Origin of the sequence: Reyranella sp. CPCC 100927, from assembly GCF_007859315.1 — a bacterium.
Lineage (GTDB): Bacteria > Pseudomonadota > Alphaproteobacteria > Reyranellales > Reyranellaceae > Vineibacter.
The window spans coordinates 72067-97291 of record NZ_VOHA01000002.1 but is presented as its reverse complement, the minus strand read 5'-3'; the positions used below and the strand labels follow the sequence as shown (position 1 = coordinate 97291).

Here is a 25225-nt window from a genome sequence, read left to right as displayed (position 1 = left end):
TTGCATCACCGGATGCCCTGAAGGGAGAGGAAACGATGAAGGCCGCCGTCCTGTTCAAGGTCAACGAACCGCTCCAGGTCGTGGATGTCGAGCTCGATCCGCCCAAGGCGGGCGAGGTGCGCGTGAAGATGAAGGCGGCCGGCGTCTGCCAGAGCGACTGGCACATGATCAACGGCGACTGGCCCTCGCCGCTGCCGCTGGTGCCGGGCCACGAGGCTGCGGGAATCATCGATGCGGTCGGCGATGGCGTCACCACGGTGAAGCCGGGCGATCACGTGATCTTCTCGTTCCGCCCGCAATGCGGGCAGTGCCGCTATTGCTCGGCCGGCCGGCCGGTGCTGTGCATCGGCCGCAACAACACGCCGGGCACGACGTTGTTCGACGGCACCTTGCGGCTGAAGCACAAGGGGACCGGCCTCAACCAGATGGCGCGCATCGGCACGTTCTCGGAGCAGGTCGTGGTGCCGGCCGAGATGGTGGTGCCGATCCGCAAGGACATGCCCTGGCCGCAGGCGGCGCTGGTCGGCTGCTGTGTCGCCACCGGCGTCGGCGCCGTGACCCGGCACGCCAAGATCGAAGCCGGCTCGACCGTGCTGGTGATCGGCTGCGGCGGCGTCGGGCTCAACATCATCCAGGGCGCTGTGCTGTCGGGCGCGCGCAAGATCATCGCGGCCGACCTGCGCGACAACAAGCTCGAGATGGCGCGCACCTTCGGCGCCACCGATACCATCAACACCACCGGCGAGAAGGTGGTTGAGCAGATCAAGGCGCTGACCGGCGGGCTGGGTGTCGACTATGCCTTCGACGCCGTCAGCATCGACAAGACCCAGGCGCTGGCGATCGATGCGATCTGCCCCGGCGGCCGTGCCGTGACGGTGGGTGTGCCGCCGCTCACCATGCGCGCCACCTATTCGCCGTTCGCGATGGTGTTCGGCGAGAAGGTGGTGAGCGGCACGTTCTACGGCTCGGTGCGGCCCAGCGTCGACTTCCCGGTGCTGGTCGATCACTACATGAACAAGCGGCTCAATCTCGACGGCCTGATCAGCCGCACCTACACGCTCGAGCAGATCAACGACGGCTTCAAGGCGATGATGGGCGGCGAAGTCGCGCGCGGCGTGGTGGTGTTCGATTGAGCATGCAAACGATGGTGTCGGTCGGCTACCGACCGGCACCGTCGTATGCGAATGATCAGGGAATGAAGCGCTGTTCCCGCAGCTGGTGCAGGTAGCGCAGGAACACGTCCTCTGTGTCCATGGCGGCGTGGAAGCCGGCCTGCCGCGATTTCACGGTCGAGGACATGTCGTCCCAGTCGGCCCGGAACAGGAAGTCGAGGAACGGCCAGTTGGCGAGCGCGCCCAGCGGCAGATCCTGGAGCGCGTGCTGGCGCACCAGCGCCGACCAGATCGCGTCCGCATCAGGCATCGAGGTCGCGATCGGTGTGTCGGTCGAGCCTCCCGCGGGCACATCGAAGAACGCGGCAAGCTGCGGCCAGACATTGCACCAGCGGAAATAGTCACCGTTGATGATGTTGAAGTCCTGATCGTCGCAACGCGGGTCCTCGGCCGTCCAGATCAGGGCGTCCGCCAGCAGGCCGGCATCCGTGGCCTGCGATACCGAGTTGAAGCAAGCCTCGGTGCCGGGGAAGTCGAGCGGCTTACCCAGCGCGCGGCAGAGGCTGCCATAAGCGGCCAGCGACGTGATGAAATTGAAGGGATAGCCCACGGAGATGCCGCAGACGATATGCGGGCGCACCGTGGACCAGTGCCATGCGTGGCCCTGCTGTCGCTGCACGACATAGTCGTGCTGATCATAGTAGAAATTGATCTGGGGCAGGCGCCGATCGTCTTCTCGTGCGGGCGTGCGGTAGCGTCCGAGATGGCTGCCGTACCACTTGGTGCCGTGGACCAGCGAGACATGCGTCAGGTCGGCCGCACGCGACAAGGTGCCTTCCAGCACATTGCGCAGCATGGCGACGTTGACGTGCGCCTCGTCGGCCGGATCGGCGCGGCCGGCCCGTGCCGCGTAGAAGAGATGCGTGACGTCGCGGCAGGCATCGGCGGCGCCGCGACATTGCCCGGAATCAAGCAGGTCCACCGCGAGGTGACGGTAGCTGCCGGCGGAAGCGGAGCCTGCCGTGCGGGCGATGCCGATCACGTTCCAGTCGCCGCGGCCCCGGAGCCGGTCGACGAGATTGCTGCCGACGATGCCGCGTGCGCCGGCCACGAGGGCGACCTTGGCGGAGGCCATGCTGCTCAGGCTCCTTTTGTCGGCACCAGGGTCAGCTCGGCGACGGTGACACCGGCCGGCTGCTGCAGGGCGAAGATGACGGCGCGCGCCACATCCTCGGCCGCGAGATGGCTGGGAAAGGACCGATAGAACGCCTCGGCGCGCGCGTCGTCGCCGTCCCACCGCGTGGCCGCAAACTCCGTACGCACCACGCCGGGAACGATCTCGACGACGCGGATACCCAATGGCCCGCACTCGGCGCGCAGCGCCTCGGAGAAGCCGTGGACCGCGTGCTTGGTGGCGCCGTAGGCGGCCAGGCCCGCGGCCGCGCGGCGTGTCGTGATCGAGGAGATGTTGATGATGTCCCCCCGACCGCGCCGCACCATGCCGGGCAACAGGGCCCGGGTCAGCCGCATCATGGCCAGGAAGTTCACCTGCACGACCGCTTCCCACTTCACGATATCGCTGTCGTGGAAAGGGACATTGCCGCCGCTGTCGTGACCGGCATTGTTGATCAGGATATCGACGTCGGCGAACGGGCCGGTCAAAGCTGCGTCGATCCGCGATGCGGCGTCCGGCGCGGCGAGATCGATCGCCAGGCCGAGCACGTCGCCGCCGCCGGCCTGCGCGAGCGCGGCTAGGCGGTCGGGGCGGCGGCCCACCGCCACCACCCGCGCGCCGCGTGCGAGCAGTCCGGTCGCGATCGCTTGGCCGATGCCGCTGGTCGCGCCGGTCACCAGCGCGACGCGGCCAGCCAATGGCATCGCGGTGTCGGCGTCGCTCACGACACCGGCCGCCAACGCGGCACGACCGTCGATGCATCCGTCTGCTCGAAGATGACCTCGACCGGCATGCCGGCACGGACGCTGTCGACGGGACAATCGATCACGATGGCCGGCATCAGCAGGCCTTTCTGGACATCGAGCTCGATGATGCCGGCGATATAGGGCGCTCGCGCCTGCCAGACGGCATCGACCGAGCGGCGCACGACGATCCAGCTGTAGAGCGTGCCGTGGGCGTCAACGTCGGTCCAGGTGCAGTCACGCGACCGGCAATAGGGGCAGGCCTCGCAGGGATAGAAGCGGAAGCGGCCGCAGCTGTCGCAGCACTGCAGCGTGATCTGTCGGCGCCGGCAGCCGTCCCAGAAAGGTTGGCTCAGCGCCGTGGGGACGGGATGGGGCAGAGTGGCTTGCTGCATAGCTTTATCGTCCCAGGATGAGGGCGCTGCCGGTCGATGTCGCGCCGCCCGCCGTGACCAGGCCCAGTGTGGCGTCGCGGACCTGGCGCTTGCCGGCTTCGCCGCGCAACTGGCTTGCCGCCTCCACGACATGGTTCAGGCCGTGGATATAGGCCTCGGAAAGCAGGCCGCCGGCAGTGTTGATCGGCAGCCGGCCGCCGATGCTGCCATGGCCGGACCGGAAGAAGTCGCCAGCCTCGCCCGGCTCGATCAGGCCGAAGCCCTCCATCTGCCCGATCACGCTGTAGGTGAAGCAGTCATAGATCTGGGCGAAGCTCAGATCGGCGCGCTCGATATCGGCTTGCCGGAACAGGCGGTCGCCGAGATACCGGCCGTAGCATTCGGCGTGATCGGGTGAGAAGTTCCCCCACATCGCGCCGCGGTTGCTGGGACTGGCGCCGAGGATGCCGGCCAGGATCGATACCGGCGGCTTGCCAAGGTCGCGGGCGCGCTCGGGGCTGGTGATCAGCAGCGCGCAGGCGCCATCGGACTGCAGGCAGCAATCGACGACGTGGAAAGGCTCGGCGATCCAGGGCGACTTGTCATAGTCGCTCGCCGTCATCGGCTTGCGCATCATGGCGCGTGGATTGTCGATGGCGTGCTGGCGGCAGGTCATGGCGATGGCCGCCAGGTCGTCGTTGGTCGTGCCGTGCTTGATCATGTGGCGCCGGCAGAGCAGGGCGAAATGCTGCGCCGGCATGGTGATGCCGGCGGTATCCAGGAACTGCGGCTCGCTGTCGGAGTGAACGCCGTGCTCGGCCAGCAGCCGGCTGAACTCGGCGCCGCCGTAGCGCACGCCCGAGGCGCCGTTGAGCGCGCGGTAGACCAGGACGTGGTTGGCTTGCCCGGTGGCCACCGCCATGGCCGCCTGCAGGACGGCGCCACACGCCATGTTGCCGCCGGCGGCGAAGTCCGCGAAGTGATTGAGCTGCGGCAGCGCCAGGTCGGTCGCGATGACGGCCGTGGTGACCGAGTCACCCAGGCTGTAGCTCACGAGCCCGTCGATATCCGCGGCATCCAGGCCGGCATCGTTGATCGCGTTCCAGCACGCCTCCAGCGCCAGGGCTTCCACCGTGCGTCCTGACTTGCGCGAGTACTCGGTCCAGCCGATGCCGGCGATCGCGGCCATGGGTTTTGGGTTCATCGCCTCTCTCCTGCTTGCGGCAGCCGACTGTCCGGCCGCGATCGCGGCGGCGCGGGGGCCTGCCATGTCTGCTGTCGCACGCCGTGCGCGCGCAGCTCCTGCTTGCGCACCTTCTGGGTCGGGGTCTTGGGCAGCTCGCCGTAGATCTCGATGAAGCGGGGAACGGCAAAACGCGGCACGAGCGGCTCGCAGAACGCGAACAGCGCCTGTGGCGACAGCACGCTCTGCGGCCGCAGCACGACGCAGGCCTTCACCTCCTGCTCGCCGGCTTCGGTCGGCGACGCGATGCCGACCACCGCCGCCTCCAGCACGGCCGGATGGGTGAGGATGACCTGCTCGATCTCGTACGACGAGATGTTCTCGCTGCGGCGGCGGATGCAGTCCTTCAGGCGGTCGATGAAGTAGTAGAACCCGTCCGCGTCGCGTTTCATGGCGTCGCCGGTGTGGAACCAGAGGTTGCGCCACGCCTTGACTGTCTCCTCGGGCATGGCGTTGTAGCCGGCCATGAAGGCGTGCGGCGCGCGCGGCCTGATCTGCAGCTCTCCGACGCAGTCGGGCGGCAGCTCGGCATCGGTCTCGGGATCGGCGATCCGACACTCGAACCAGTCGTCGACGATCTTGCCGCAGCTGCCGTCGCGGCGAGGAATATCGCGCGGCATGTAAAGCGGGCAGTTGGCTTCGGTCGATCCGTAGAGTTCGATCAGCTGCACGCCGAAGCGCTGCTCGAAGGCTTCGCCGAACACCGGCGATATCGGCACGGCCGTCGCGATCCGCAGATTGTGCTCGCGATCGCGCGGTGTCTCGGGCTGCTTGAAGATGAACTCAGTCATCACCCCCAGCAGGTTGGTCACGGTGGCGTCGCTGGCGCGGATGTCGTCGACCCAGCCGCTGGCGCTGAAGATTTCCGCCATGCTGACCGGCGCGCCCAGCAGGAGAGCGCCGAACACCTGCACGATCAGGGCATTGGTATGGAACAGCGGCAGGCAGGTGTACACGCGATCGTCGGCGGTCAGCCCGAGCTGCTCGATATAGATCAGGGGATTGAAGTAGATCTGCGCGTGCGGGATCAGCACGCCTTTCGAAGGGCCTGTCGTGCCGGACGTGTAGATGATCGCGCCGATGTCGCTGCCGGTGACCCTGACGTCGATACCGGTCTCGCGCCCGTGGCGCACCTCGTCGAACGCCAGCAAGGTCAGGCGGCTGTCGGGTGCCCGCGGTGCCTGAGGCGCCACGATGACCGTGCGCAGATGGCTGCATTTCCCCTCGACTTCCAGCAGCCGCGGCAGGAACGACGCGTCGATGACCATCACGCGTGCCGCCGAGTTGTTGGCGACATGCACCAGGAACGCGCCGGTATAGGCGGTGTTGACGGTGACCAGCACCGCGCCCAGCCGGTTGACCGCGAGCCAGGTCTCGATGAAGGCCGTGCTGTTGCGCATCATGACCAGGACACGGTCGCCATGGCTGACGCCCAGCTCGGCGAGCGCATTGGCGAGCCGCCGCGTGCGCAGCTCCATCTCGCCGAAGGAGATGAACGGCGCCCCCATCATGCGCACGAACGGCCGAGCGGCGCGCTTGTCGGCTTGCATCGCCAGCGCCGCCGGTGTCGTCTGCGCCGAGATGTCGGGAATCATCATCTGCGTCCCTCCTCAAGCATCAGCATCGGCCGGAACCCGTCGCGCCAGCGCGGTCGCGTTGCGCGCGGCGATGCGGCCGGAGGTGAAAGCCCATCCGAGGTGATGCCCGTGACCCTCCAGCAGGACGCCACCCTGTCCCGTGGAGCCGGCCGCGAACAGGCGATCCACAGGTCGATCCCGTTCGACGATCACGCGCAGGTCGTCGCCCACCTTCACGCCGCCATCCGTCAGCACGATGAAGCTCTGGATCGGGCCCAGCGCATGGAAGGGCGGGCGTGCCAGAGGCGGCGGCAGATCGCCGCCGCCCGATGCACGGGCCTGTCGATGGGCGTCGGCTGCGGCCTGCAGCGCGCTGCCGCTCATGCCGGTCCGTGTCGCCAGGGCAGCGAGCGACGGGGCGCTGTGGACGAGATCGGGGCGGGTGCGGCGATAATCCGGGAAATAGGCGTAGGCCACGCCGGGCGCGGTCGAGACCGGATGAGGCCAGCGCGAATAGCGCTCGGCGATGGCCTGATCGAAAACGAGATAGGCCGTGTTGCCGGACTGGGCGGCCACCGCCAGGCCGGGAGGCCCGTCGCCGATGTTGATGCCGGCGCCGGTCGCGCCGACGAGCATGGCGCCGTCGCGCAGCAATGATGCCTCCGGCGCCATCACCGTCGTCATGAAGCGCATGATCAGCGGCCGGATCACGGCCGCGGGGAGATGGTGCAGGGCGGTCCGCATCAGGAACGTGAGGCTGCGCCAGGGCGGCACGACCTGGAAGAGGCGCCGGCGCCTGGGTGCGATGAAGCGCAGCACCGGCCCCAGGATCAGGTCGCCGTTGAGGACCTCGCCGCCGATGTCGAGCACCATCTGCTGGCAATCGCCGGTGTTCGTGCGATTGATGGCCGGAACGGCGGCCAGGGCAGGATTGCCGTACAGCGCCTTGAAGTGGCTGCTGCCGCTGTAGTCGCCACCGGCCAGGATCACGCCCTGGCGGGCCAGGAAGCGGCGGCTGCCGGCGGGCGTGTCGGCTTCGATGCCGGTCGCCGCCGGACCGTCGAGCAGGATGCGCCGGGCCCGTGTGTTGAGGCGGATATCGACGCCGGCGCGCCGCGCTGCACGCGTGAGGTGATAGATATAGGCGCGCGATGTCGGCAGCACGTTGTGCATGCGCGGCTGGCGATGCGGCTGCTCGGGCATCGGGCCAAAGAACTCGACACCGTGCCGGCGCAGCCAGGCGACGGTGTCGGTCACGTTCTGTGTTAACAGGCGGCGCAGTGCCAGGTTGTCCCTGTCGACCAGGCGGCCGGCCAGCAATCCCAGGTCGGTGAAATGATCGTCCGCGTTGTCGTCGATGCCACGCCGCTTCTGATCGGGCGTGCGCGTGGCCGTGATCGACCCGACGGACCATCCCGTGCTGCCGCCGGTCGCCTCGTTCTTCTCCAGCAGGATCACGGAAGAGCCGCGCGAAGCGGCCTCGATCGCCGCCGCAAGGCCGGAGCCACCGCCGCCCACGACGACGATATCGGCGCTCACGGGCTCGTCCAAGGGACGCGTCATTGCCGGCCAGCCTAGACCGAAAGGATGGGGCGGATGCGCTCGATATCGGCGCTGGCCTGGGCGCGATCGCCGCAATACGCCACGCGGCCGCGGTCCAGGACATAGATCACGTCGGCGACCGAGAGGCTGAACCGCAGGTCCTGCGCCGCCAGCAGCATGGTCTGGCCCTTGGCCTTCAGGCCCCGGATCATGTCCTCAAGCGTGCGCACGACCAGCGGCGAGAGGCCTTCGGTCGGCTCGTCGATCAGCAGCAGCCGGGGATTGCCCACCAGGGTGCGCGCGATCGTCAGCATCTGCTGCTGGCCGCCGCTCAGCAGCCCGCCACGACGGGCGCGGAACTCCTGCAGGGCCGGGAAGAGCTCGTAGACCGCCTTGCGGTTCCACGGGCCGTCATGCCGCTCGGCGACCTCGAGGTTCTCCTCGACGGTGAGGTCGGCGAAGACGCGCCGATCCTCGGGAACATAACCGATGCCGGCACGCGCGATTCGGTAGGGCGGCAGCGCCGAGATCTCGGTGCCGTCGAGGCGGATCTGGCCGGTCGTGACCGGCGCAATGCCCATGATCGACTTCAGGCAGGTCGACTTGCCGACGCCGTTGCGACCGATCAGGCAGACCATGTCGCCTTCGCCGACCTTGACGTCGACGTCGAACAGCACATGGGCGGGCCCGTAGAACGTGTTGATCGCCTCACACGTGAGCATCGTCGCCCTCACCCAGGTAAACGTCGCGCACGCGCGGATCGCTGCGCACCGCGGCGGGCGTGCCCTGCACCAGGCGGCGGCCCTGGTGCATGACGGTGATGCGATGGGCGTTGTCGAACACCATGTCGATGTCGTGCTCGGTGAAGAGCACCGAGATCTGCCGCTCGGCGCTCAGGGACCGGATGATTCCGACAACGATCTCGCGCTCGGCGCTGCTCATGCCGGCGGTGGGCTCGTCGAGCAGCAGCACCTGCGGATTCCCGGCTAGCGCGATGGCGAACTCCAGGCGCTTGCGGTCACCGGCCGCCAGCTCGCCGCCCATGCGCGCGCCCATGCCGGCGATCTGCACGCGGGCCAGCAGCTCATGCGCCTCGTCGCGGTAACGCTCACCGGTGAGGCGGAACGGGTGGCGGCAGTCGCCGCGCTGGGCCAGCAGCGCCAGCTGTACGTTCTGGTGGACGGTGAAACCGGTAAAGATGCTGGTGATCTGGAAGGAGCGGGCGATGCCCATGCGGGCCCGCCGATGCGGCGGCACATGCGTGATCCGCTGGTCGCCATAATGCACGTCGCCGCGTGTCGGCCGCAGCAGGCCGGAGATCACGTTGAGCAGCGTGCTCTTGCCGGCGCCATTGGGGCCGATGATGGCGTGAATCTCGCCGCGCTGCAGGTCGATGGACACATCGTCCAGCGCCCGGAAGCCGCCGAAATGCATGCTCACGGACGTGACCGATACGATGCTCGGAGCCGGGCTCGGAGATGGTACGGTCATCGGGCGCGGCGCCGCAGGCGCTCCCAGGCGTCGATGACGGCGCCGGCCACGCCGCCAGGCAGGTAAAGCACGACGAGCAGCACGATCACCCCGAACACCAGCAGCGGGTATTCGGAATAGGTCGTGATCACGAAGTTGGTGAAGACGAAGATGGCGGCGCCGACGATGGGGCCGGCGAATGTGTGGATGCCGCCGGCCAGGGCCATCAGCACCGGCTCGGCCGACTGGCCCCAGTGGAGCAGGGACGGGAACGCCATCTGCTGCAGCGGCGCGCGCATGGCGCCGGCGATCCCGGCGAAGGCGCCAGCGATGACGAAGGCGCCCAGCTCGTAGTTGCGCACGCCCAGCCCGACAAAGATCGCGCGCTGGCGATTCTCGCGGATGGCGTTCAAAGCCGTCCCGAACGCCGACAGCGTGATCAGGCGCAGCGCCGCCAGCGACACCAGTGTCACGGTGAGCACGAAGAGATAGTAGTTTCGCGCCGGCAGCAGCCAATCGGGTGGCATCACCGGCAGGCCGTCGTCGCCACCGGTGAAACCGTACCAGCCCATCACCACCGTGTGCAGGAGCTGGCCGAAGGCCAGCGTGAGCATGGCGAAGTACATGCCGGTCACGCGCACCGCGAACCAGCCGACCGCCAGCGCGATGGCGCCGGCGATGAAGGGACTGGCCAGCAGGCCGATATGGACCGGCACGGCAAGCTTGTTGAACAGGATGGCGACCGTGTAGGCACCGAGCCCGTAGTAGGCGGCGTGGCCGAAGGACAGCATCCCGGCCTGGCCCAGCAGCAGATTGTAGCTCACGGCGAAGAGCGCCATGATCAGGAAGTCGATGGACAGGAACAGATAGCTCTCGCCTAGCACGAAGGGCAGGAGATAGAGCCCGACGATCAGGCCGCCGCCGATGATCGTCTTGGTCCGCATCGACGCAGCGCTGCCGGCCGCCGGCTGGAGAGGGGGCAGGGGCTGGACGGTCATGTGCTGCGGCCCAGCAGGCCTTGCGGGCGGATCAGCAGGACCGCGCACAGGGCGATGAAGACGAAGGCGATCGCCAGCTTGGGGGCGAACAGGATGCCGACGGCATGCACGACCCCGATCAGCACGGCACCGATCAGCGCCCCCATCACGTTGCCGACGCCGCCGATGATGATCACCGCGAAGGACTCGATGATGATCGAGGTGTCGATGCCCAGCGAGACCGAGCCGACCGGCGCCGCGAGCACGCCGCCCAGTCCGGCCAAGCCGGCGCCCAGCGCAAAGACACCGGTGAAGAGGCGCTGCACGTTGACACCCAGGGCGCCGATCATCTCGCCGTCGGCCACGGCGGCGCGGATGGTCTTGCCGAAGCGGGTGCGGGTCAGGAGCAAGTGCAGGCCGACCGCGATGAGCACGCCGACCAGGATGAGCATGGCGTTGTAGGTCGGGAACGGCATGTCGAGGATCGTGATCGCGCCATCGAGGCCGGCGGGACGCGCCACGGTGCGATAGTCGCGCCCCCACAGAATCTTGATGCCGTCGGCGACGATCAGCGTGATGGCATAGGTGAGGATGAGCTGGTACTGGTGCGGTCGCGTCGCGATGCGCTTGAGCAGCCCCCATTCGATGAGGGCGCCGACGCTGGCGACGATCGGCGGCGCCAGGCACAGGGCGGCGAGGAAGCCCCATGTCCTGTCGCCGACCATCGTCGCGACCGAATAGGTCAGGAAAGCCGCCAGCATGTAGAAGGAGCCATGCGCGAAGTTGGCGATGCGCATGGTGCCGAAGATCAGCGTCAGCCCTGAGGCGACGACGAAGAGAACCATGCCCCGGCTGAGACCGCTCAGGGCCTGGATGAGGATCTCATCCATCATGTGAAGACAGCCTTGCCGGAGGAACGCTGGCGCTGCTCGGCGTCACTTCGCCTTGCGGGCTTCCAGCACTTCGGCCTCGCTCGGCCAGATCTTGTCGGCCGGGACGCGCTCGACCTCAGCCAGCACCTTGAACGGTACCTTGTCGCCAGCCGCGGTCTTGCCGATGAACGAGGGCACGTCGCCCTGGTGGTCGAGCTGCCGGAACTTGGTCTTGCCCCGCAGCAGGTCGAACGTGCCGGCTTCCAGCGCCTTGACCAGGGCGGGCGCCTCGACACTCTGCGCGTCCTTGATCGCGCCGGCATAGGCCATCACCGCCTCGTAGCCCATGATCGCGAAATCAGCGGGATAGTCGTTGTACTTCGCCCGGTAGCGCTCGACGAAGCGGCTCACCGTGTCGCCCTGCATGGCGAAGAAGGGGGCCCGCATCTGTCCCCAGATGCCGTCGGGCATTTCCTGGCCCAGCGCCTTGAGGTCGTCCATGAACAGCAGCGTGCCGACAGCCGTGCGGTTGAACAGCCCGTAGGGCTTGGCCTGCTTGATGAAGCCGACCAGATCGGCGCCCCAGAGGTAGGAGAACACGACATCGGGCTTCGCCGAGGCGAGCTTGGTGATGTAGCTGGTGTAGTCGGGCTCGCCCAGCTTCGGCCACGCCTCGGTGACGAACGCGGCGGCGGGATTGACCTTGGCCAGCCTTTCCTTGAAGAACTTCAGCCCCTGGTGCGATGCCTCGTAGTCGCCGCCGATGAAGGCGAACTTCTTGCCCTTGGGACCCATCACCTCGGCCATCGCACGCGCTTCCATGAGGCCGCTGGGAACCAGCGTGAAGAAGTGCGGATGGAAGAGCTCCATGGGCAGACGCGGCGTGTTCGGCGTCGTCATGATCACGGGCTTCTGGTACTGCCTGGCCACCGCCGACACGGTGAGGCCGACAGCGCTGGAGTTCGGTCCGATCAGGACGTCGACCTTCTCGCGCGTGATCAGGTCGCGCGTGTGCGTGGTGCCGAGGTCCGGCTTGAGCTGCGAGTCGCGCACCAGCAGCGCCACCTTGCGGCCGAGCAGCCCGCCGCCGGCGTTGACCTCGTCGATGCCCAGCTCGACGCCGTTCACCGTCGATCGGGTGTAGCTGGCAGCGATGCCGGTGAGGTCGGTCGTGAGCCCGATCTTGATGTCCGATTGCGCCCGCGCGACGCCGGCCAGCGAGGGGCCAAGCGCCATCGCGCCCAGCATGGCGCGCGTCACGGCGCGCCGGCCATAGGCTTTCTGTGTCACCTTCACGACGTTCCCTCCATCCATCAACGACGCAGCTTGTGCCGCTGCCGCGCTACCCCCGAACACTCACCCCAATCCGAGAAACAGCGGATTTCCTTCGAAATAATCGGCTATTTGAATGTTCATTCAATTCAAAACTTGGCACTGGCGACAATCGCCAGTCAAGAAGTTTGTTGGCGCGTGTGAGTTTGCGGGGGTGGGCGGAGTGGACAGGCGGCCGGCGTCCATCCGGTGGCCTGCCGGCGACAGTCAGTCGGCGAGGACTGGCTTCAGGATGATCTCGAGGCAGTCCTCGACATACTGCTCGCGGGTCAGTCGTGGCAGGCGCCAGGCGTTCAGCGCCCAGGAATGGGCCAGCACGACGAGATGATAGGTCAGCACGTCGACGTTGATGGGGCGGAAGATCTTGGCCGTCACGCAGCGCTCGACGCAGCCCGCGATCAGCGATGTCGATTGTAGCTCCTTCTTCATCGTCGTCTTGATCTTGGCGCGCGATAACGACCGCGATTCGCGATAGCCGAGCAGGGCCGCGCCACGGTGCTCGTCGACCACGCGGCAATAGGTCTGGATCGCAGCTTTGAATTGCGCAAATGGCTCGGTGTGCTGCTGCACGGCGAGCGGAATCTCGCGCTTGTAGACGTCGAAGATCTCGCCGATGGCGGCGAACAGCAGGTCTTCCTTGTCGCGAAAATACTGGTAGATCAGGCCGGCGCTGATCTTGGCCTCGTCTGCCACGTCCTGGACGGTGGTGCGATGGAAGCCATCGCGACCGAACAGCAGGATCGCCGCCGTGAGGATCTGCTCCCGCCGTTCCTCGCTGCTGCGGCGCAGCGGATACCGCCGCCGCGGCCGCGGCATCACCGCATCCCAGTCGAGGTCACGACCTTGATCTGCCACCGGATCTTGCACTCCGATCAGCCGCTACGCCGAAATGCGCGTCCGCACTGTCGGCGATATTTGCGATGTCGGCGGGGGCGAAGGCAAGAGGAAGTTGTGTGCCATCATGGCGCGGTCGAGCCGGCGGGGCATCGGCAGGCCGAAGCCCCGCCGCAGCTTATGCCGCCATCGTCGCCAGGCGCTGGCGGATGAGGTCCTTGGCCTCGCGCACGATGCGCTCGACCAGCTCCTGGCAGGTCGGGATGTCCTGGATCAGGCCCATGCAGGTGCCGGCCGACCAGACGCCGTGTTCCAGGTCGCCGGTCTCGTAGACCACCTTGCCGCGCGCACCGGCCACCAAAGGGCCGATCTCCTGAATGGTCTTGCCTTCGTGCTCCATCTCGATGGCCTTCTTGGCCACCGAGTTGCCGTAGACGCGCGCCGTGTTGCGCATGGTGCGGAATAGCAGCGCCGTGCTGCGCTCGTCTCCGGCGACGATAGCCTCCTTCACCTTCTGGTGGATCGGGGCTTCCTTCGTCGCCATGAAGCGTGTGCCCATGTTCATGCCGTCGCAGCCCAGCGCCAGCGCCGCCACCAGGCCGCGCGCGTCGGCGAAGCCACCCGAGGCCAGCATCGGGATCTTGATCACGTTGGCCGCCGCCGGCAGCAGCACCAGGTTGGGCACGTCATCCTCGCCGGGATGGCCGGCGCACTCGAAGCCGTCCATGCTGATGGCATCGACGCCGATACGCTCGGCGCTCACGCCGTGGCGCACCGAGGTGCATTTGTGGATCACCTTGATGCCGGCTTCCTTGAGCTTGGGCAGGAATGGTTTGGGATTGTTGCCGGCGGTCTCGACGATCTTCACGCCGGACTGGATGATGGCGTCGATGTATTCGCCGTAGGGACGCGGCACCAGGGTCGGCAGGATGGTGAGGTTCACGCCGAAGGGCTTGTCGGTCATGTCGCGGCAGCGCTTGACCTCCTTCACCAGGTCTTCCGGCGTCGGCTGCGTAAGCCCGGTCAGGAAGCCCAGAGCGCCGGCGTTGGCGACGGCGGATGTGAGCTCGGCGCGGCCGACCCATTGCATGCCACCCTGAACGATCGGGTACTGAACGCCGAACATCTCGGTGAAGCGCGTCTTGAGCATGGAAGGTCCCTTATTTCAGTTCGGCGAAAGGCGTGCATCTCCCGCCATCGCACGATAACCTAGCTGATGGACCGCTGATGAACAGCGTGATCGTGGGAGGAGTTTCGCATGCCGCAGCAGGGCCTGAAGGTCGAGCGCATCGCCGGTGCCTGTGGCGCTGAGGTGACGGGTATCGATCTGACCCGGCCGCTCGAGCCGCCGACCGTGGCGACGATCCGTGCGGCGATGCTGGAGCATCAGGTCCTGACCTTTCCCGACCAGCCGATCGACGATGCCGGCCTGGAGCGCTTCACCGGCTATTTCGGACCCTTCGGAATCGAGCCGTTCGTGGAGGGCGAGGAGACGCATCCGCACGTGATTGCGGTCGTCAAGGAAGCCGACGAGCGGCGCACCGCCAATTTCGGCGGCAACTGGCATTCCGACTGGAGCTTTCAGGAGCGGCCGCCCAGCTTCACCTTGCTGCATGCGCGTGAACTGCCGCCGTTCGGCGGCGACACCATGTTCGCCAACCAGTATCTCGCCTGGGAGTCGCTGTCGGCGGGTCTGCGGCACATGCTCGGTGGCTTGAACGCGGTCCACAGCGCCCGGCGCCCCTATGGGCCGCAAGGCACCTACGCCGACCGTAACAAGGCCCGCAGCATGAAGATCCAGGCCGGCGAGGCGGCGCTGGCCGAGATGGTCCATCCGGTGGCGCGGGTCCATGGCGAGACCGGCCGCACGGCGCTCTACGTCAATCGCGTCTATACCATCCGCTTCGCCGACATGACCGAGCGCGAGAGCGCACCGCTGCTGAACTATCTCAACGAGCACTCGGTGCGGCCGGAGTTTACGTGCCGGATCCGCTGGGCGCCGCATACGCTCACCATGTGGGACAATCGCGCCGTGCAGCATTTCGCGGTCAACGACTACGACGGGTTCCGCCGCGAACTGCATCGCACGACCAACGCCGGCGAGCGACCACTGTCGATCGCCGAGTCGCATCAGGCGCAGGCAGCCGAGTAGGGCGCTGCCGGTTTCATGGACGGGCATAGTTCTTGCGTTGAGTCCGCCGTCCCGGGCGAAGTGAAGTCTGATGCCGGTCCGTGCGCCGGCCACGCCAAATACTTGGGGGGATCGTGAAATGAACGACGATGTCATCGCCAAATGGGAACTGAGCCGCCGCCGGGTTCTGGGTGCGGCCGTGGGCCTGGGCCTGCTCGGACCGGGGGCCGCCTTCGGCCAGGCAAGCGGCCCGTGGAGCCAGGCGCCGCGCAGCAAGGTCGATCGCCTGAACTTCGTGGTGTGGACCTACGGCGACATCTATTCGCGCATCGCCAAGCAGTTCGAGGCGGACTGGGGCGTCAAGGTCGATTCGACCATTTCGTCGTTCAACGACCATCCGACCAAGCTTGCCACCATGTTCGCCGCCGGCGAGAAGATCGACGTTTCGCAATCCTCGCCGTTCTCGTTCCCGAACTTCATCAACCAGGGCCTGGTCGAGCCGCTCGATGGCCTGCCCGGCGCCGCCGACTACGCCAAGGATTTCACTGCCTTCACCAAGCAGGTCGCCGTGGTCAACGGCAAGATCATGGGCCTGCCGTACTTTTCGGCCGTGTGGGTGTGGAACTACTACGCCGACATGATGGAGAAACTGAAGATCGACAAACCGTTCACCACCTACGACGAGTTCATCGAGCACTGCGTGAAGGCGAAAAAGGACGGCGTGTCGCGCTATCCCGTGCTGTGGGTGGCCGGAGTCGGGCTCGAACAGCTGCCCGGCACCTGGTACCAGATGACCTGGAACCGCGGTGGCACGTTCTTCGACAAGCAGGGCAACCACATGCTGGGCGCCGGCTCGGTGGCGCGCGAGACGCTGAAGTGGTGGGCCAACACCTTCGAGAAGGGGCTCGACATCTCGGACCCCGAGTCGTTGAAGGTGCAGTTCACAACGTCGGCCAAGGCTTTCGGTGCCGGCAAGAACCTCTACCGCGGCCCCAACCACCACTATGGGCTGAATGTCGCCAACGATCCGGCGCAGTCGCCGATCGCGGGCAAGGTGAAGGTCCACGTCTCGCCCGGCGAGGGCAAGACCATCGGCGTGTCGCACGTCTATTTCCTGTCGTCGGCCAACCGCGACAAGGAGTGGGCCTGGAAGCTGCTGCAGTATCTCGGCGGCCGCACCAAGGACGGCAACTACACCCAGGCCAATGGGCTGGCGAAGGACGCCATGCTGGGGTCGGGCTACACGTCGGTAATGAACAGCGACGTCATCAAGCAGGGCTGGGCGCCGTGGGGCGATGTGCCGGCGATCCTGAAGATCTGGGACCAGGCGACCTATATCGGCGAGGTGTGCTCGTCGATCTATCAGCCCTGGCATTTCCCGTGGACCGACCAGCTCAACATCGAGGTCCAGAAGTGCCTCACCGGCCAGATCACGGCCGACCAGTGCTGCGACAACCTGATCAAGGGCATCGCCGACGCCAAGCGCAAGGTTTGAGCGCTCCTCTCCCGCAAGCGGGAGAGGAAGGGGCCCATCGCGAAGCGATGGGAAGGTGAGGGGCCAAGCATGAGGTGCTGAGCATGAGAAGCCACAGATGAGGCACCTTGTCCTTGGGCCCTCACCCGGCGCGCTGCGCACGCCGACCTCTCCCGCTTGCGGGAGAGGTGAAGCATGACCCTCGCGGCGCCGAAGATGGCCATCGATCGGCCTGCCAAACGCCGCCGGTCCAGCCGCGAGATGTCGGCCGGCTGGTTCGCGTTCTTCATGAATGTGCCGACCTTGCTGTTCCTCGGCCTGGTGCTGGCGTGGCCGGTTCTCTACGCCGGCTACCTGTCGGTGCATCGTGTCGGGCTGGCGCAGTTGCGGCGGGGCGAGTTCCCGTTCAACGGTTGGGAGAACTACGGCCGTGTCCTGGAAGATCCGCTGTTCTGGACGGCGCTGCAGAACACCGCGGTCTTCACTGCCATCACCGTCAGCACCGAGGTCGTGCTGGCGGTAATGATCGCGTTGCTGATCAACCAGTCGAGCATCTGGACATCGCGGATCACGCGTCTGCTGATCCTGCTGCCGTATGCCATTCCGCCGATCGCCAACGGGCTGATCTGGTCGTTCATGTACAGCTTCCAGTTCGGCTTCCTGAACCGGATCCTCTTCACGCTCGGCCTGATCAGCGATCCCGTCAACTGGGCCGGCAACCCCGACACGGCGCTGTATGCCGTCACGGTGCCCTATATCTGGCGCACCCTGCCGTTCGCCATCATCCTGGTGCACGCCGCACTGCAGGGCGTCCCGCGCGAGCTCTACGAGCAGGCCGCCGTCGACGGCGCCCATGCCTGGCGCCGGTTCTGGCACATCACCCTGCCGCTGCTGCGGCCGGTGATCGCCGTGATCCTGATCCTGCGCACCGCGTTCGCCTTTGCCGTGTTCGAGGAGATCCTCGCCATCACGCAGGGCGGCCCCGGCGATGCGACCTGGGTGGCGGCCTGGTACAGCTACAAGATCACCTTCTCGCCGCCGAACAATTTCGGCATGGGCTCGGCGTCGGCCTTCATCCTGGCGCTGATGATCGGCGTGATGGCGCTGATCTATCTGCGCACGATCTATCGCCGGGTGACCCTCTGATGTTCGCCACGTCGCGCACCACACGCCTGCTGCTGCACGTCGCCAACGTGACGGTGATCGTCTTCATCCTGCTGCCGCTGGTGGCGGTGTTCTTCGGCAGCATCCAGTCGGAGAAGGCGCTGCAGGCCGATACCCGCCGCCTGATGCCGCTGGAGGTCACGGCCGACAACTTCACCGTCATCCTCACCAAGGGCGAGCAGAAGGGGCGCATCTTCGACCAAGTCACCTACCTGCCCGACAACATCAAGAGCTTCTACACCGCCTTCCTGAATTCGGCCGTGGTGGCGATCTCGGTGACGTTCCTGACCCTGCTGTTCGGCTCGCTCTCGGCCTACACCATTGCACGCCTGCGCTTCCGCTGGACCGTGTTCCTGATGCAGGCCAACGTCGTGGCGCGCTTCGTGCCAGTGATCGTCCTGATGATCCCGCTCTATATCGTGATGCGCTCGCTGGGACAGCTCAACACGCTCTCCGGCGTCATCATCGCCGAGACCGGCTTCCTGCTGCCCTATGCGATCCTGATCCTGGCGCCCTATTTCGACTCGATCCCGCGCGAGCTGGAGGAGGCGGCGCGCATCGACGGCTGCAGCCGGCTGCGGGCGTTCGTCTCCGTGGTCCTGCCGCTGTCGACGCCGGCGCTGGCGGCCTGCGGCGTGATCATGTTCATCATCTCCTGGCACGAACTGCTGATCCCGCTGATCCTGAACGCCCGGCCCGACGTCATGACCCTGCCGGTGGTGATTGCAAGCCTGGTCGGCGATGTCCATGTCTTCTTCAACCTGATGATGGCAATCTGCCTGCTGGCGCTGGCGCCCACCGTGATCCTGGTGGCGCTGCTGCAGCGATACATCGTCGAGGGATTGGCCGCCGGTGCCGTGAAGGGCTGAGGCGTCCTGCAAGCGAGAGGCTGACCATGACAGGCCATAACGGTTTCGACAGGAGCCAGGAGGACGTCTGCAACATCGTCCATCTGGAGCACGTGAACGTGTCGGTGCCTGATCAGCGCTGGGCAACGCTGTTCTATGTCACCGGGCTGGGCCTCACGCGCGATCCCTACATGATGACCAGCGTCGACAACATGTGGGTGAATGTCGGGCGCAGCCAGTTCCATCTGCCCACCGGCAAGCCGCAGATCCTGCGCGGCCATGTCGGCCTGGTCATCCCCGATCGGGCCTGGCTCTTGAAGCGCCTGGCCGGCGTTCGCGATGCGCTGGAGGGCAGCCGCTTCGCGGTGACGGAACACGCCGACCATATCGATGCCGTGTGCCCGTGGGGCAATCGGATCCGGGTGCACGAGCCGGATGCGCGCTTCGGCCGTGTCGCACTGGGGGTTGGCTACATCACGTTCGATGTACCGGTCGGCAGCGCCGCCGGGATCAGCCGCTTCTATCGCGACATCTTCGCGGCGCCGTCGCGCGTGATAGATGCCGACGGCAGCCCCTGTGCCGAGGTGACCGTGGGTCGCGATCAGCAGCTTCGCTTCCGCGAGACCGATGACGCGCCGCCGGCCTACGACGGCCATCACATCCAGGTCTACCTGGCCGACTTCTCGGGACCCTATCGCCGACTGCTCGAGCGCGGGCTGGTGTCGCAGGAAAGCAGCCAGTGGCAGTATCGCTTTCTCGACGTCGCCGATCCCGACACGGGCAAGGTGCTGTTCAGGGTCGAGCACGAGGTGCGCAGCATGACGCACCCGCTCTATGCCCGCCCGCTGGTGAACCGCAATCCCTACCAGACCAACAACGCCTTCGCCGCCGGCTACGAGAGCCGGTCGTGGGAATTGCCGTATTCGGGGTAGGGTGGCGGCCTACAGCACCGCCAGCCGCGCGTTCAGCAGGTCGGTGACCAGCATGTAGCCCGGCGCATGCGTGATGCTGAACTCGGGCTTGACCGTGGCGATCACCGATTGCGGGGTAACGCCGCAGGCCCAGAACACCGGCAGCTCGTCGTCGTGCACCGGCACGGCATCGCCGTAGTCGGGCTTGGCGATGTCGTTGATGCCGATCATCTCCGGCTTCCCCAGATGCACCGGCGCGCCGTGCACCGAGGGGAAGCGCGACGTCACCTGCACGGCGCGGATCGCATCGGCCGGCCGGAACGGGCGCATCGACACCACCATCCGGCCATGGAACGGGCCCGCCGGCGCCGTCTGGATCGACGTGCGGTACATCGGCACGTTGGTGCCGCAGCTGATGTGGCGCAGGTCCAGGCCGTTCTCGATCAGGGCTTCCTCGAAGGAGAATGAGCAGCCCAGCACGAAGGCCACGAGATCATCGCGCCAGACCTTCTTGAGGTCATCGACTTCCTCGACCAGTTCGCCGTTGCGCCACACGCGGTAGCGCGGGATGTCGGTGCGGATGTCGAGGTCGGCGCCCAGGCTGGGCAGCCGCGGATCGCCCGGCTCCGAGGCCGCCAGCAGCGGGCAGGGCTTGGGGTTCAGATGGCAGAAGCGGTGGAAGTCGGCCGCCAGGGCCTTCGGCAGGATGGCAAGGTTGCCCTGTACATAGCCGGGCGCCAGGCCCGCCGTCGGCAGCCGATGTTCGCCACGGCGGATCTTCAGGCGCGCGCCATGGCCGGTCTCGCGCACGGTGCTGCCCAACGTGGTCATGGTGGTGTCCATGAGGGACCTCCAGAGAAGAACGTTACCTGGCATGGTGGCACCGTTTTCACCTCTCCCGCAAGCGGGAGAGGTCGACGCGCGCGAAGGGGCTAAGGACTCGGTACCTCGTGCTTGGCCCCTCACCCTCCCACGCTTCGCGTGGGCCCCTCCCTCTCCCGCTCGCGGGAGAGGGGACAAAGTCACACCGTCACGTCCACCGCGCCGCCGTCGATGCGGATATTCTGGCCGTTGATGAAGGCGGCGCGTGAGCCGGCGAGGAACGCCACCAGGTCGCCGACCTCGTCGACGGTGGCGACACGGCCGACCGGGTTGGGCATGTCGCTGGCCGCCAGGCGGCGCAGCAGGGCGGTCGGGTTGGGATCGGCGGCCTCGGGCCAGTTCTCGCGGGTGCCGCGCTTGCGGGCCATGTCGATCACCTCGGCGGTGGCGATCAGGCCTGGGCTGACCAGGTTCACCGTGATGCCACTGCCGCTCAGCTCCTTGGCCAGGCTGACGGTGATCGCCGGCAGCGCGGCCTTGGCGGCGTAATAGTGCGGCATGCGCGCCGCCGGCCGGGTCGAGCCGATGGTGCCGATCAGGACCACGCGGCCGAAACCACGGGCTTTCATGCCCGGGGTCAGCGCCCGGATCAGGCGCACCGCCGACAGCACGTTCTTTTCGTACATGCCAAGCCACGCATCATCGTCGGCGTCGGTCCAGCGCTTGCGTTCGGCGGTGCCGTAGTTGGCGACCAGGATGTCGACATCGCGCTTGGCCTCGACCAGGCGCGCCACCACGGCGTTGGCGCCGCCCTGGGTGGCGACGTCGCCGGCGGCGATACTGGCCTGGTGGCCGGCGGCCACGATGGTGTTGGCGGTGTGTGCCGCCGCTTCTTCGGTCGGTCCGTTCACGACGACATGGGCGCCTTCGCGCGCCAGTGCCCAGGCGATGCCCGTGCCGGTGCCGCGATGCGCGCCGGTGACCAGCGCCGTCTTGCCGTTCAGATCCAGATCGATGGTGACCTCCTGCCGGCGGTTGCCGCGCCGGCTGGACAGCAGCCTAGAGCAGATCGCGGCAGGCGGGAAATCCCGACTACTGGCGCGCCATTGCCGCCACGTGATCGGCGATGGCCAGTGCCGCGGTCAGGCCGGGCGATTCGATGCCGAACAGATGGATCAGGCCGGGGATGCCGTGCGTTTCGCGACCGTGAAAGGTGAAGTCCTGCGCCGGCGCGCCTTGCGGCACGATCTTGGGCCGCAAGCCGGCGTAGTCCGGCTGCAGCGCGCCGTCCTTGAGGCCGGGCCAGTAGCGCCGCACGGCGGCGTAGAATTTGTCGCCGCGCGAATGGTCGATGGTGTAGTCGATCTTGTCGATCCACTCGACATCGGGGCCGAAGCGCGCCTGGTTGCCGAGGTCGAGCGTGATGTGCACGCCCAGGCCGCCGGGCACCGGGACGGGATAGATCAGGCGCGAAAACGGTGCCCTGCCCATCAGGCGGAAGTAGTTGCCCTTGGCGTAGTAGGCCTGCGGGATGGTGTTATAGAGCGCACCCTGGAACCGGCGCGCCAGATCAGGCGCATGCAGGCCGGCGCTGGTGATGACCAGCCGGGCGCGCAGAGTCATGGGATCGGCACCGCCGATATCGAGCTCGATGCCGTCGTCGCGGACGCGGCCGTGCTCGACCGGGCTGTGGAAGGCGAACACCGCGCCGGCGCTTTCGGCATCACCCTGCAGCGCCAGCATGAAGGCATGGCTGTCGAGGATGCCGGTGGTGGGCGACAGCAGGGCGCCGGTGCATTGCAGATTGGGCTCCAGCGCCATGGCCTCGGCGGCGGTGAGGAAACGCATGCCCTCGACGCCATTGGCCTCGGCCCGGCCCTTGATGCTGGCCAGGGTCTCGCGTTCGGCCTCGGTGGTGGCGACGATCAGCTTGCCGCAGTTGTTGTAGGGAACGCCATGCTCGTCGCAGTAATGGTAGAGCGCGCGCCGGCCGGCAACGCACAGCCGGGCAATGTTGCTGCCCTTGGGATAGTAGATCCCGGCGTGGATCACCTCGCTGTTGCGCGAGGAGGTCTCGGTTCCGATGGCCTCCAGCGCCTCGACGACCACCACCTCGCGCCCGGCCAGGGCCAATGCGCGGGCGATGGCGATGCCCACCACGCCGGCGCCGACGACGACACAATCGACAGTTTCCACGCTCATGGCATCGCACTGTAGTGGGGCAGCGGGCAAGATGCCACAGGGCGTCGTTGCACTGGCAGCGGCGGCGCCTATGATCGGGCGTGATGAAGAAAGCAGATACTCCGCGCCGGGCGGCGCTCGTCACCGGCGCCGGCAAGCGCATCGGGCAGGCGCTCGCCGAGGCACTGGCAGCCGACGGCTGGTTCGTCTTCGTGCACTATCATCAATCGGCAGCCGAGGCGCAGGAGACGGTGCGGCGCATCCGCGCATCGGGTGGCGGGGCAAAAGCGATGCGGGCGGACCTTGCATCGGCCAAGGCCGCCGAATCCCTGGTCAGCCGATGCGGCGTGCCGGGCATGGTGTTGTCCTGTGTCGTCAACAGCGCCTCGCTGTTCGAGCTTGATCGCGTGCCATCGGCCACGGCCCGGTCGTTCGACCGGCACATGGCGGTGAACCTGCGGGCACCGCTGCTGATCGCCCAGGCATTCGCCCGCCAACTGCCCGAGGCCGAGCGCGGCGTGATCGTCAACCTGCTCGATCAGAAGCTGTGGAACCTCAATCCCGACTTCGTGAGCTACACATTGAGCAAGATCGGCCTGCAGGGGCTGACGACGATGTTGGCGCAGTCGCTGGCGCCGCGCATCCGCGTCGCCGGTATCGCACCGGGCCTGACCTTGCGCAGCGGCAGCCAGACCGATGAGCGTTTCGAGGCCCAGCACACCGCCAATCCACTGGAGGTCGGTGTGACGCCCGCCCATCTCGTGGCGGCCCTGCGCTTCATCCTGGCGACGCCCAGCTACACCGGCGACACGATCGTGATCGACAGCGGTGAGCACCTGACCGGCCGCCCGCGCGATATCGCCTTCGACCGGCGTGCCGCGGCGCGGGGGCGTCGGCGATGACAAACGACCTGCTGGCGCGCCACGGCGAAATGCGGCGCATCTTCCTGCGCAATTATCGCGTGATGGCCAATATCGGCATCCATGATTTCGAGAAGCAGGGGCCGCAGGCCCTGCTGATCAATGTCGAACTTTACCTGCGACCGCCGGCGGCCGACCTGGACGACGACGTTGGCAACACGCTCGACTATGATTTCCTGCGCCAGGGCATTGCCGCTTTGGTGGCGGCACGGCGCTTCAACCTGCAGGAAACACTGGTGCACGCCATCCTCGACCTCTGCCTGTCACACGACGCGGTGCTGATGGCGCGCGTGTCGAGCGAAAAGCCCGACGTCTATCCCGATTGCGAGGCCGTTGGTTACGAGGCGGCTCGCGTCCGTTAGGTACGGAACCATTTCACGCTCCAGGCGTACTCCCTGAGTCCCGCCGTCGGTCGGGGTAGGGAGAGCTGATGCGTGTCCTGAGAGTTGTCGGGCTGGTCGTTGCGGGGATGGCCTGCGGTGCTGGATTTGCCTGGGCCGACGACGAGGCGCTGGCACCGCCATCCGGCGGCCGGGATCAGCGTGAGCCCAAGGCCATCATCACCTTTCAGATCGAGAACGATCTTTTCAGCCGTTGGGCCAAATCCGACCGGGACTACACCAACGGGGTTCGCCTCGGCTGGTTGTCGGCGCCGGCGGCGATGCCCGACTGGCTGGTGAGCGCCACGTCGGTACCAACGATTTTCGGCGAGCGCACCGCCGACAGTATCATCCGGCGCTGGGGTGTATCGATCGGGCAGAATCTCTACACACCCAGTGACACCAGCGCGCGTGGCCTGATCGCCAACGACCGTCCGTACGCTGGATGGCTCTATCTCGGCTTCGCGTTGCAATACACGCATCTTGTCGGCGATACGCCGGTGCGGCTCGATACGCTGCAGCTTGACCTTGGCGTCGTCGGTCCAGCCGCGGGCGGACGTTTCGTGCAGAACAACGTTCATGCGTTGATCGGGGCCGACAAAGCGCGCGGCTGGCGCAACCAGCTGCGCAACGAGCCCACGATCAACCTGACCTTCGAGCGCCGCTGGCGTGTCGGGCGGCTGGACCTGGCGTTGCCGCTGGGCCTGGAATCCGACGTCATCCCCCGGGTCGGCCTCGCGGTCGGGAATGTCGCGACCTATGCCGCGATTGGCGGCATCCTGCGGATCGGCAATGACCTGCGTAATGATTTCGGACCACCGCGGGCGCGTCCGGCCATGCCGGGGTCGGAGACCTTCACCGCACATGATGGTTTCGGCTGGTATTTCTTTGTCGGCGTCGATGGACAGGCGCACCTGCAGAACATTTTTCTCGACGGCAACACCTTCCGGCGTAGCCACCGCGTCGATCGCTATCCATTCGTGCTCGATGTGCAGGCCGGTTTCGCCTTCCTGTTCCGCAACGTCCGCGTCAGCCTGACGCACGTTTTGCGATCGCCGGAGTTCTCTGAGCGCAATCGTTGGCAGCAGTTTGGATCGATCAGCGTCGCCTTCCGTTACTAGCCAGCGAGGCCGAACGCTGATCC

The 25225-nt window shown here is 66.8% G+C and carries 25 protein-coding genes; 9 read left to right on the top strand and 16 right to left on the bottom strand.

The window, feature by feature from the left end; translation table 11 throughout:
• The first annotated feature begins 35 nt into the window (after positions 1-35).
• Entirely contained in the window at positions 36-1133 is a 1098-nt protein-coding gene (locus tag FQU96_RS06580; protein WP_146540080.1) for a Zn-dependent alcohol dehydrogenase, read from the top strand.
• 55 nt (positions 1134-1188) lie between these two features.
• Here the strand turns inward: FQU96_RS06580 and FQU96_RS06575 are convergent, their stop codons facing one another.
• From FQU96_RS06575 to FQU96_RS06520, 13 genes are all read right to left on the bottom strand, one after another.
• The gene (locus tag FQU96_RS06575; protein WP_146540079.1) at positions 1189-2247 is read right to left on the bottom strand and encodes an SDR family oxidoreductase; all 1059 of its coding nucleotides are present in this window, start codon (positions 2245-2247) and stop codon (positions 1189-1191) included.
• Between the two features lie 5 nt (positions 2248-2252).
• Positions 2253-3011 carry an SDR family oxidoreductase gene (locus FQU96_RS06570; RefSeq protein WP_146540078.1) on the bottom strand — a complete coding sequence of 253 codons (759 nt, stop codon included), beginning with the start codon at positions 3009-3011 and terminating at the stop codon, positions 2253-2255.
• Complete coding sequence (locus FQU96_RS06565; protein ID WP_178130346.1) at positions 3008-3424, bottom strand: Zn-ribbon domain-containing OB-fold protein; 417 nt, start codon at positions 3422-3424, stop codon at positions 3008-3010. The genes FQU96_RS06570 and FQU96_RS06565 overlap by 4 nt, the downstream gene beginning before the upstream one ends.
• 4 nt (positions 3425-3428) lie before the next feature.
• A complete protein-coding gene (locus tag FQU96_RS42120) occupies positions 3429-4607 on the bottom strand; it encodes a hypothetical protein (protein ID WP_178130345.1) in 1179 nt (392 codons plus the stop codon).
• The gene (locus tag FQU96_RS06560; RefSeq protein ID WP_146540076.1) at positions 4604-6244 is read right to left on the bottom strand and encodes an AMP-binding protein; all 1641 of its coding nucleotides are present in this window, start codon (positions 6242-6244) and stop codon (positions 4604-4606) included. The genes FQU96_RS42120 and FQU96_RS06560 overlap by 4 nt, the downstream gene beginning before the upstream one ends.
• Positions 6245-6256: 12 nt before the next feature.
• Positions 6257-7762 carry an FAD-dependent oxidoreductase gene (locus FQU96_RS06555; RefSeq protein ID WP_218574631.1) on the bottom strand — a complete coding sequence of 502 codons (1506 nt, stop codon included), beginning with the start codon at positions 7760-7762 and terminating at the stop codon, positions 6257-6259.
• A gap of 35 nt (positions 7763-7797) precedes the next feature.
• Positions 7798-8487 carry an ABC transporter ATP-binding protein gene (locus FQU96_RS06550; protein ID WP_146540074.1) on the bottom strand — a complete coding sequence of 230 codons (690 nt, stop codon included), beginning with the start codon at positions 8485-8487 and terminating at the stop codon, positions 7798-7800.
• Entirely contained in the window at positions 8474-9199 is a 726-nt protein-coding gene (locus tag FQU96_RS06545) for an ABC transporter ATP-binding protein (protein ID WP_255467922.1), read from the bottom strand. The genes FQU96_RS06550 and FQU96_RS06545 overlap by 14 nt, the downstream gene beginning before the upstream one ends.
• 53 nt (positions 9200-9252) lie before the next feature.
• Positions 9253-10233, bottom strand: a complete 981-nt coding sequence (locus tag FQU96_RS06540; protein ID WP_218574629.1) for a branched-chain amino acid ABC transporter permease — start codon at positions 10231-10233, stop codon at positions 9253-9255.
• A complete protein-coding gene (locus tag FQU96_RS06535; RefSeq protein ID WP_146540072.1) occupies positions 10230-11105 on the bottom strand; it encodes a branched-chain amino acid ABC transporter permease in 876 nt (291 codons plus the stop codon). Before FQU96_RS06535 ends, FQU96_RS06540 begins: the two co-directional genes overlap by 4 nt.
• 42 nt (positions 11106-11147) lie before the next feature.
• Complete coding sequence (locus FQU96_RS06530; RefSeq protein WP_218574628.1) at positions 11148-12380, bottom strand: ABC transporter substrate-binding protein; 1233 nt, start codon at positions 12378-12380, stop codon at positions 11148-11150.
• Between the two features lie 243 nt (positions 12381-12623).
• Complete coding sequence (locus tag FQU96_RS06525; RefSeq protein ID WP_218574627.1) at positions 12624-13271, bottom strand: TetR/AcrR family transcriptional regulator; 648 nt, start codon at positions 13269-13271, stop codon at positions 12624-12626.
• A 157-nt stretch (positions 13272-13428) separates the two neighbouring features.
• Positions 13429-14400 carry a nitronate monooxygenase family protein gene (locus tag FQU96_RS06520; RefSeq protein WP_146540071.1) on the bottom strand — a complete coding sequence of 324 codons (972 nt, stop codon included), beginning with the start codon at positions 14398-14400 and terminating at the stop codon, positions 13429-13431.
• Between the two features lie 108 nt (positions 14401-14508).
• Between FQU96_RS06520 and FQU96_RS06515 the strand changes: the two genes are divergently transcribed.
• The 5 genes from FQU96_RS06515 to FQU96_RS06495 all read left to right on the top strand — a co-directional run bounded on the left by FQU96_RS06515 (position 14509) and on the right by FQU96_RS06495 (position 19799).
• On the top strand, positions 14509-15402 hold the full coding sequence (locus FQU96_RS06515; protein ID WP_146540070.1) for a TauD/TfdA family dioxygenase: 894 nt from the start codon (positions 14509-14511) through the stop codon (positions 15400-15402).
• Positions 15403-15520: 118 nt separating this feature from the next.
• Positions 15521-16876 carry an ABC transporter substrate-binding protein gene (locus FQU96_RS06510; protein WP_178130344.1) on the top strand — a complete coding sequence of 452 codons (1356 nt, stop codon included), beginning with the start codon at positions 15521-15523 and terminating at the stop codon, positions 16874-16876.
• 174 nt (positions 16877-17050) lie between these two features.
• On the top strand, positions 17051-18001 hold the full coding sequence (locus FQU96_RS06505) for a carbohydrate ABC transporter permease (protein WP_146540068.1): 951 nt from the start codon (positions 17051-17053) through the stop codon (positions 17999-18001).
• Positions 18001-18888 carry a carbohydrate ABC transporter permease gene (locus FQU96_RS06500; RefSeq protein WP_146540067.1) on the top strand — a complete coding sequence of 296 codons (888 nt, stop codon included), beginning with the start codon at positions 18001-18003 and terminating at the stop codon, positions 18886-18888. The genes FQU96_RS06505 and FQU96_RS06500 overlap by 1 nt, the downstream gene beginning before the upstream one ends.
• A gap of 26 nt (positions 18889-18914) precedes the next feature.
• A complete protein-coding gene (locus tag FQU96_RS06495) occupies positions 18915-19799 on the top strand; it encodes a VOC family protein (RefSeq protein WP_146540066.1) in 885 nt (294 codons plus the stop codon).
• Positions 19800-19808: 9 nt separating this feature from the next.
• Here the strand turns inward: FQU96_RS06495 and FQU96_RS06490 are convergent, their stop codons facing one another.
• The 3 genes from FQU96_RS06490 to FQU96_RS06480 form a co-directional block, all read right to left on the bottom strand.
• Entirely contained in the window at positions 19809-20621 is an 813-nt protein-coding gene (locus FQU96_RS06490) for a putative hydro-lyase (RefSeq protein WP_218574626.1), read from the bottom strand.
• A gap of 179 nt (positions 20622-20800) precedes the next feature.
• Positions 20801-21586 carry an SDR family NAD(P)-dependent oxidoreductase gene (locus tag FQU96_RS06485; protein ID WP_255467921.1) on the bottom strand — a complete coding sequence of 262 codons (786 nt, stop codon included), beginning with the start codon at positions 21584-21586 and terminating at the stop codon, positions 20801-20803.
• A gap of 106 nt (positions 21587-21692) precedes the next feature.
• The gene (locus FQU96_RS06480; RefSeq protein WP_146540644.1) at positions 21693-22796 is read right to left on the bottom strand and encodes an NAD(P)/FAD-dependent oxidoreductase; all 1104 of its coding nucleotides are present in this window, start codon (positions 22794-22796) and stop codon (positions 21693-21695) included.
• 89 nt (positions 22797-22885) lie between these two features.
• On the opposite strand from FQU96_RS06480, the gene FQU96_RS06475 reads away from it, so the two are divergent.
• From FQU96_RS06475 to FQU96_RS06465, 3 genes are all read left to right on the top strand, one after another.
• Positions 22886-23683: an SDR family oxidoreductase gene (locus tag FQU96_RS06475; RefSeq protein ID WP_146540064.1), complete on the top strand. Its 798-nt coding sequence runs from the start codon at positions 22886-22888 to the stop codon at positions 23681-23683.
• Positions 23680-24063, top strand: coding sequence for a dihydroneopterin aldolase (locus FQU96_RS06470; RefSeq protein WP_146540063.1), 384 nt, complete (start codon positions 23680-23682; stop codon positions 24061-24063). Before FQU96_RS06475 ends, FQU96_RS06470 begins: the two co-directional genes overlap by 4 nt.
• A 68-nt stretch (positions 24064-24131) precedes the next feature.
• Positions 24132-25202: a lipid A deacylase LpxR family protein gene (locus FQU96_RS06465; RefSeq protein ID WP_146540062.1), complete on the top strand. Its 1071-nt coding sequence runs from the start codon at positions 24132-24134 to the stop codon at positions 25200-25202.
• Positions 25203-25225: the final 23 nt, after the last annotated feature.

Bases quoted from the DNA above. Each gene is read 5' to 3' on its own strand.
- FQU96_RS42120 (WP_178130345.1), bottom strand. From the start codon at position 4,607: ATGAACCCAAAACCCATGGCCGCGATCGCCGGCATCGGCTGGACCGAG.
- FQU96_RS06510 (WP_178130344.1), top strand. From the start codon at position 15,521: ATGAACGACGATGTCATCGCCAAATGGGAACTGAGCCGCCGCCGGGTT.
- FQU96_RS06545 (WP_255467922.1), bottom strand. From the start codon at position 9,199: ATGCATTTCGGCGGCTTCCGGGCGCTGGACGATGTGTCCATCGACCTG.
- FQU96_RS06465 (WP_146540062.1), top strand. From the start codon at position 24,132: ATGCGTGTCCTGAGAGTTGTCGGGCTGGTCGTTGCGGGGATGGCCTGC.
- FQU96_RS06540 (WP_218574629.1), bottom strand. From the start codon at position 10,233: ATGACCGTCCAGCCCCTGCCCCCTCTCCAGCCGGCGGCCGGCAGCGCT.
- FQU96_RS06565 (WP_178130346.1), bottom strand. From the start codon at position 3,424: ATGCAGCAAGCCACTCTGCCCCATCCCGTCCCCACGGCGCTGAGCCAA.
- FQU96_RS06515 (WP_146540070.1), top strand. From the start codon at position 14,509: ATGCCGCAGCAGGGCCTGAAGGTCGAGCGCATCGCCGGTGCCTGTGGC.
- FQU96_RS06535 (WP_146540072.1), bottom strand. From the start codon at position 11,105: ATGATGGATGAGATCCTCATCCAGGCCCTGAGCGGTCTCAGCCGGGGC.
- FQU96_RS06495 (WP_146540066.1), top strand. From the start codon at position 18,915: ATGACAGGCCATAACGGTTTCGACAGGAGCCAGGAGGACGTCTGCAAC.
- FQU96_RS06470 (WP_146540063.1), top strand. From the start codon at position 23,680: ATGACAAACGACCTGCTGGCGCGCCACGGCGAAATGCGGCGCATCTTC.
- FQU96_RS06500 (WP_146540067.1), top strand. From the start codon at position 18,001: ATGTTCGCCACGTCGCGCACCACACGCCTGCTGCTGCACGTCGCCAAC.
- FQU96_RS06550 (WP_146540074.1), bottom strand. From the start codon at position 8,487: ATGCTCACGTGTGAGGCGATCAACACGTTCTACGGGCCCGCCCATGTG.
- FQU96_RS06475 (WP_146540064.1), top strand. From the start codon at position 22,886: ATGAAGAAAGCAGATACTCCGCGCCGGGCGGCGCTCGTCACCGGCGCC.
- FQU96_RS06580 (WP_146540080.1), top strand. From the start codon at position 36: ATGAAGGCCGCCGTCCTGTTCAAGGTCAACGAACCGCTCCAGGTCGTG.
- FQU96_RS06520 (WP_146540071.1), bottom strand. From the start codon at position 14,400: ATGCTCAAGACGCGCTTCACCGAGATGTTCGGCGTTCAGTACCCGATC.
- FQU96_RS06560 (WP_146540076.1), bottom strand. From the start codon at position 6,244: ATGATGATTCCCGACATCTCGGCGCAGACGACACCGGCGGCGCTGGCG.
- FQU96_RS06575 (WP_146540079.1), bottom strand. From the start codon at position 2,247: ATGGCCTCCGCCAAGGTCGCCCTCGTGGCCGGCGCACGCGGCATCGTC.
- FQU96_RS06490 (WP_218574626.1), bottom strand. From the start codon at position 20,621: ATGGACACCACCATGACCACGTTGGGCAGCACCGTGCGCGAGACCGGC.
- FQU96_RS06505 (WP_146540068.1), top strand. From the start codon at position 17,051: ATGACCCTCGCGGCGCCGAAGATGGCCATCGATCGGCCTGCCAAACGC.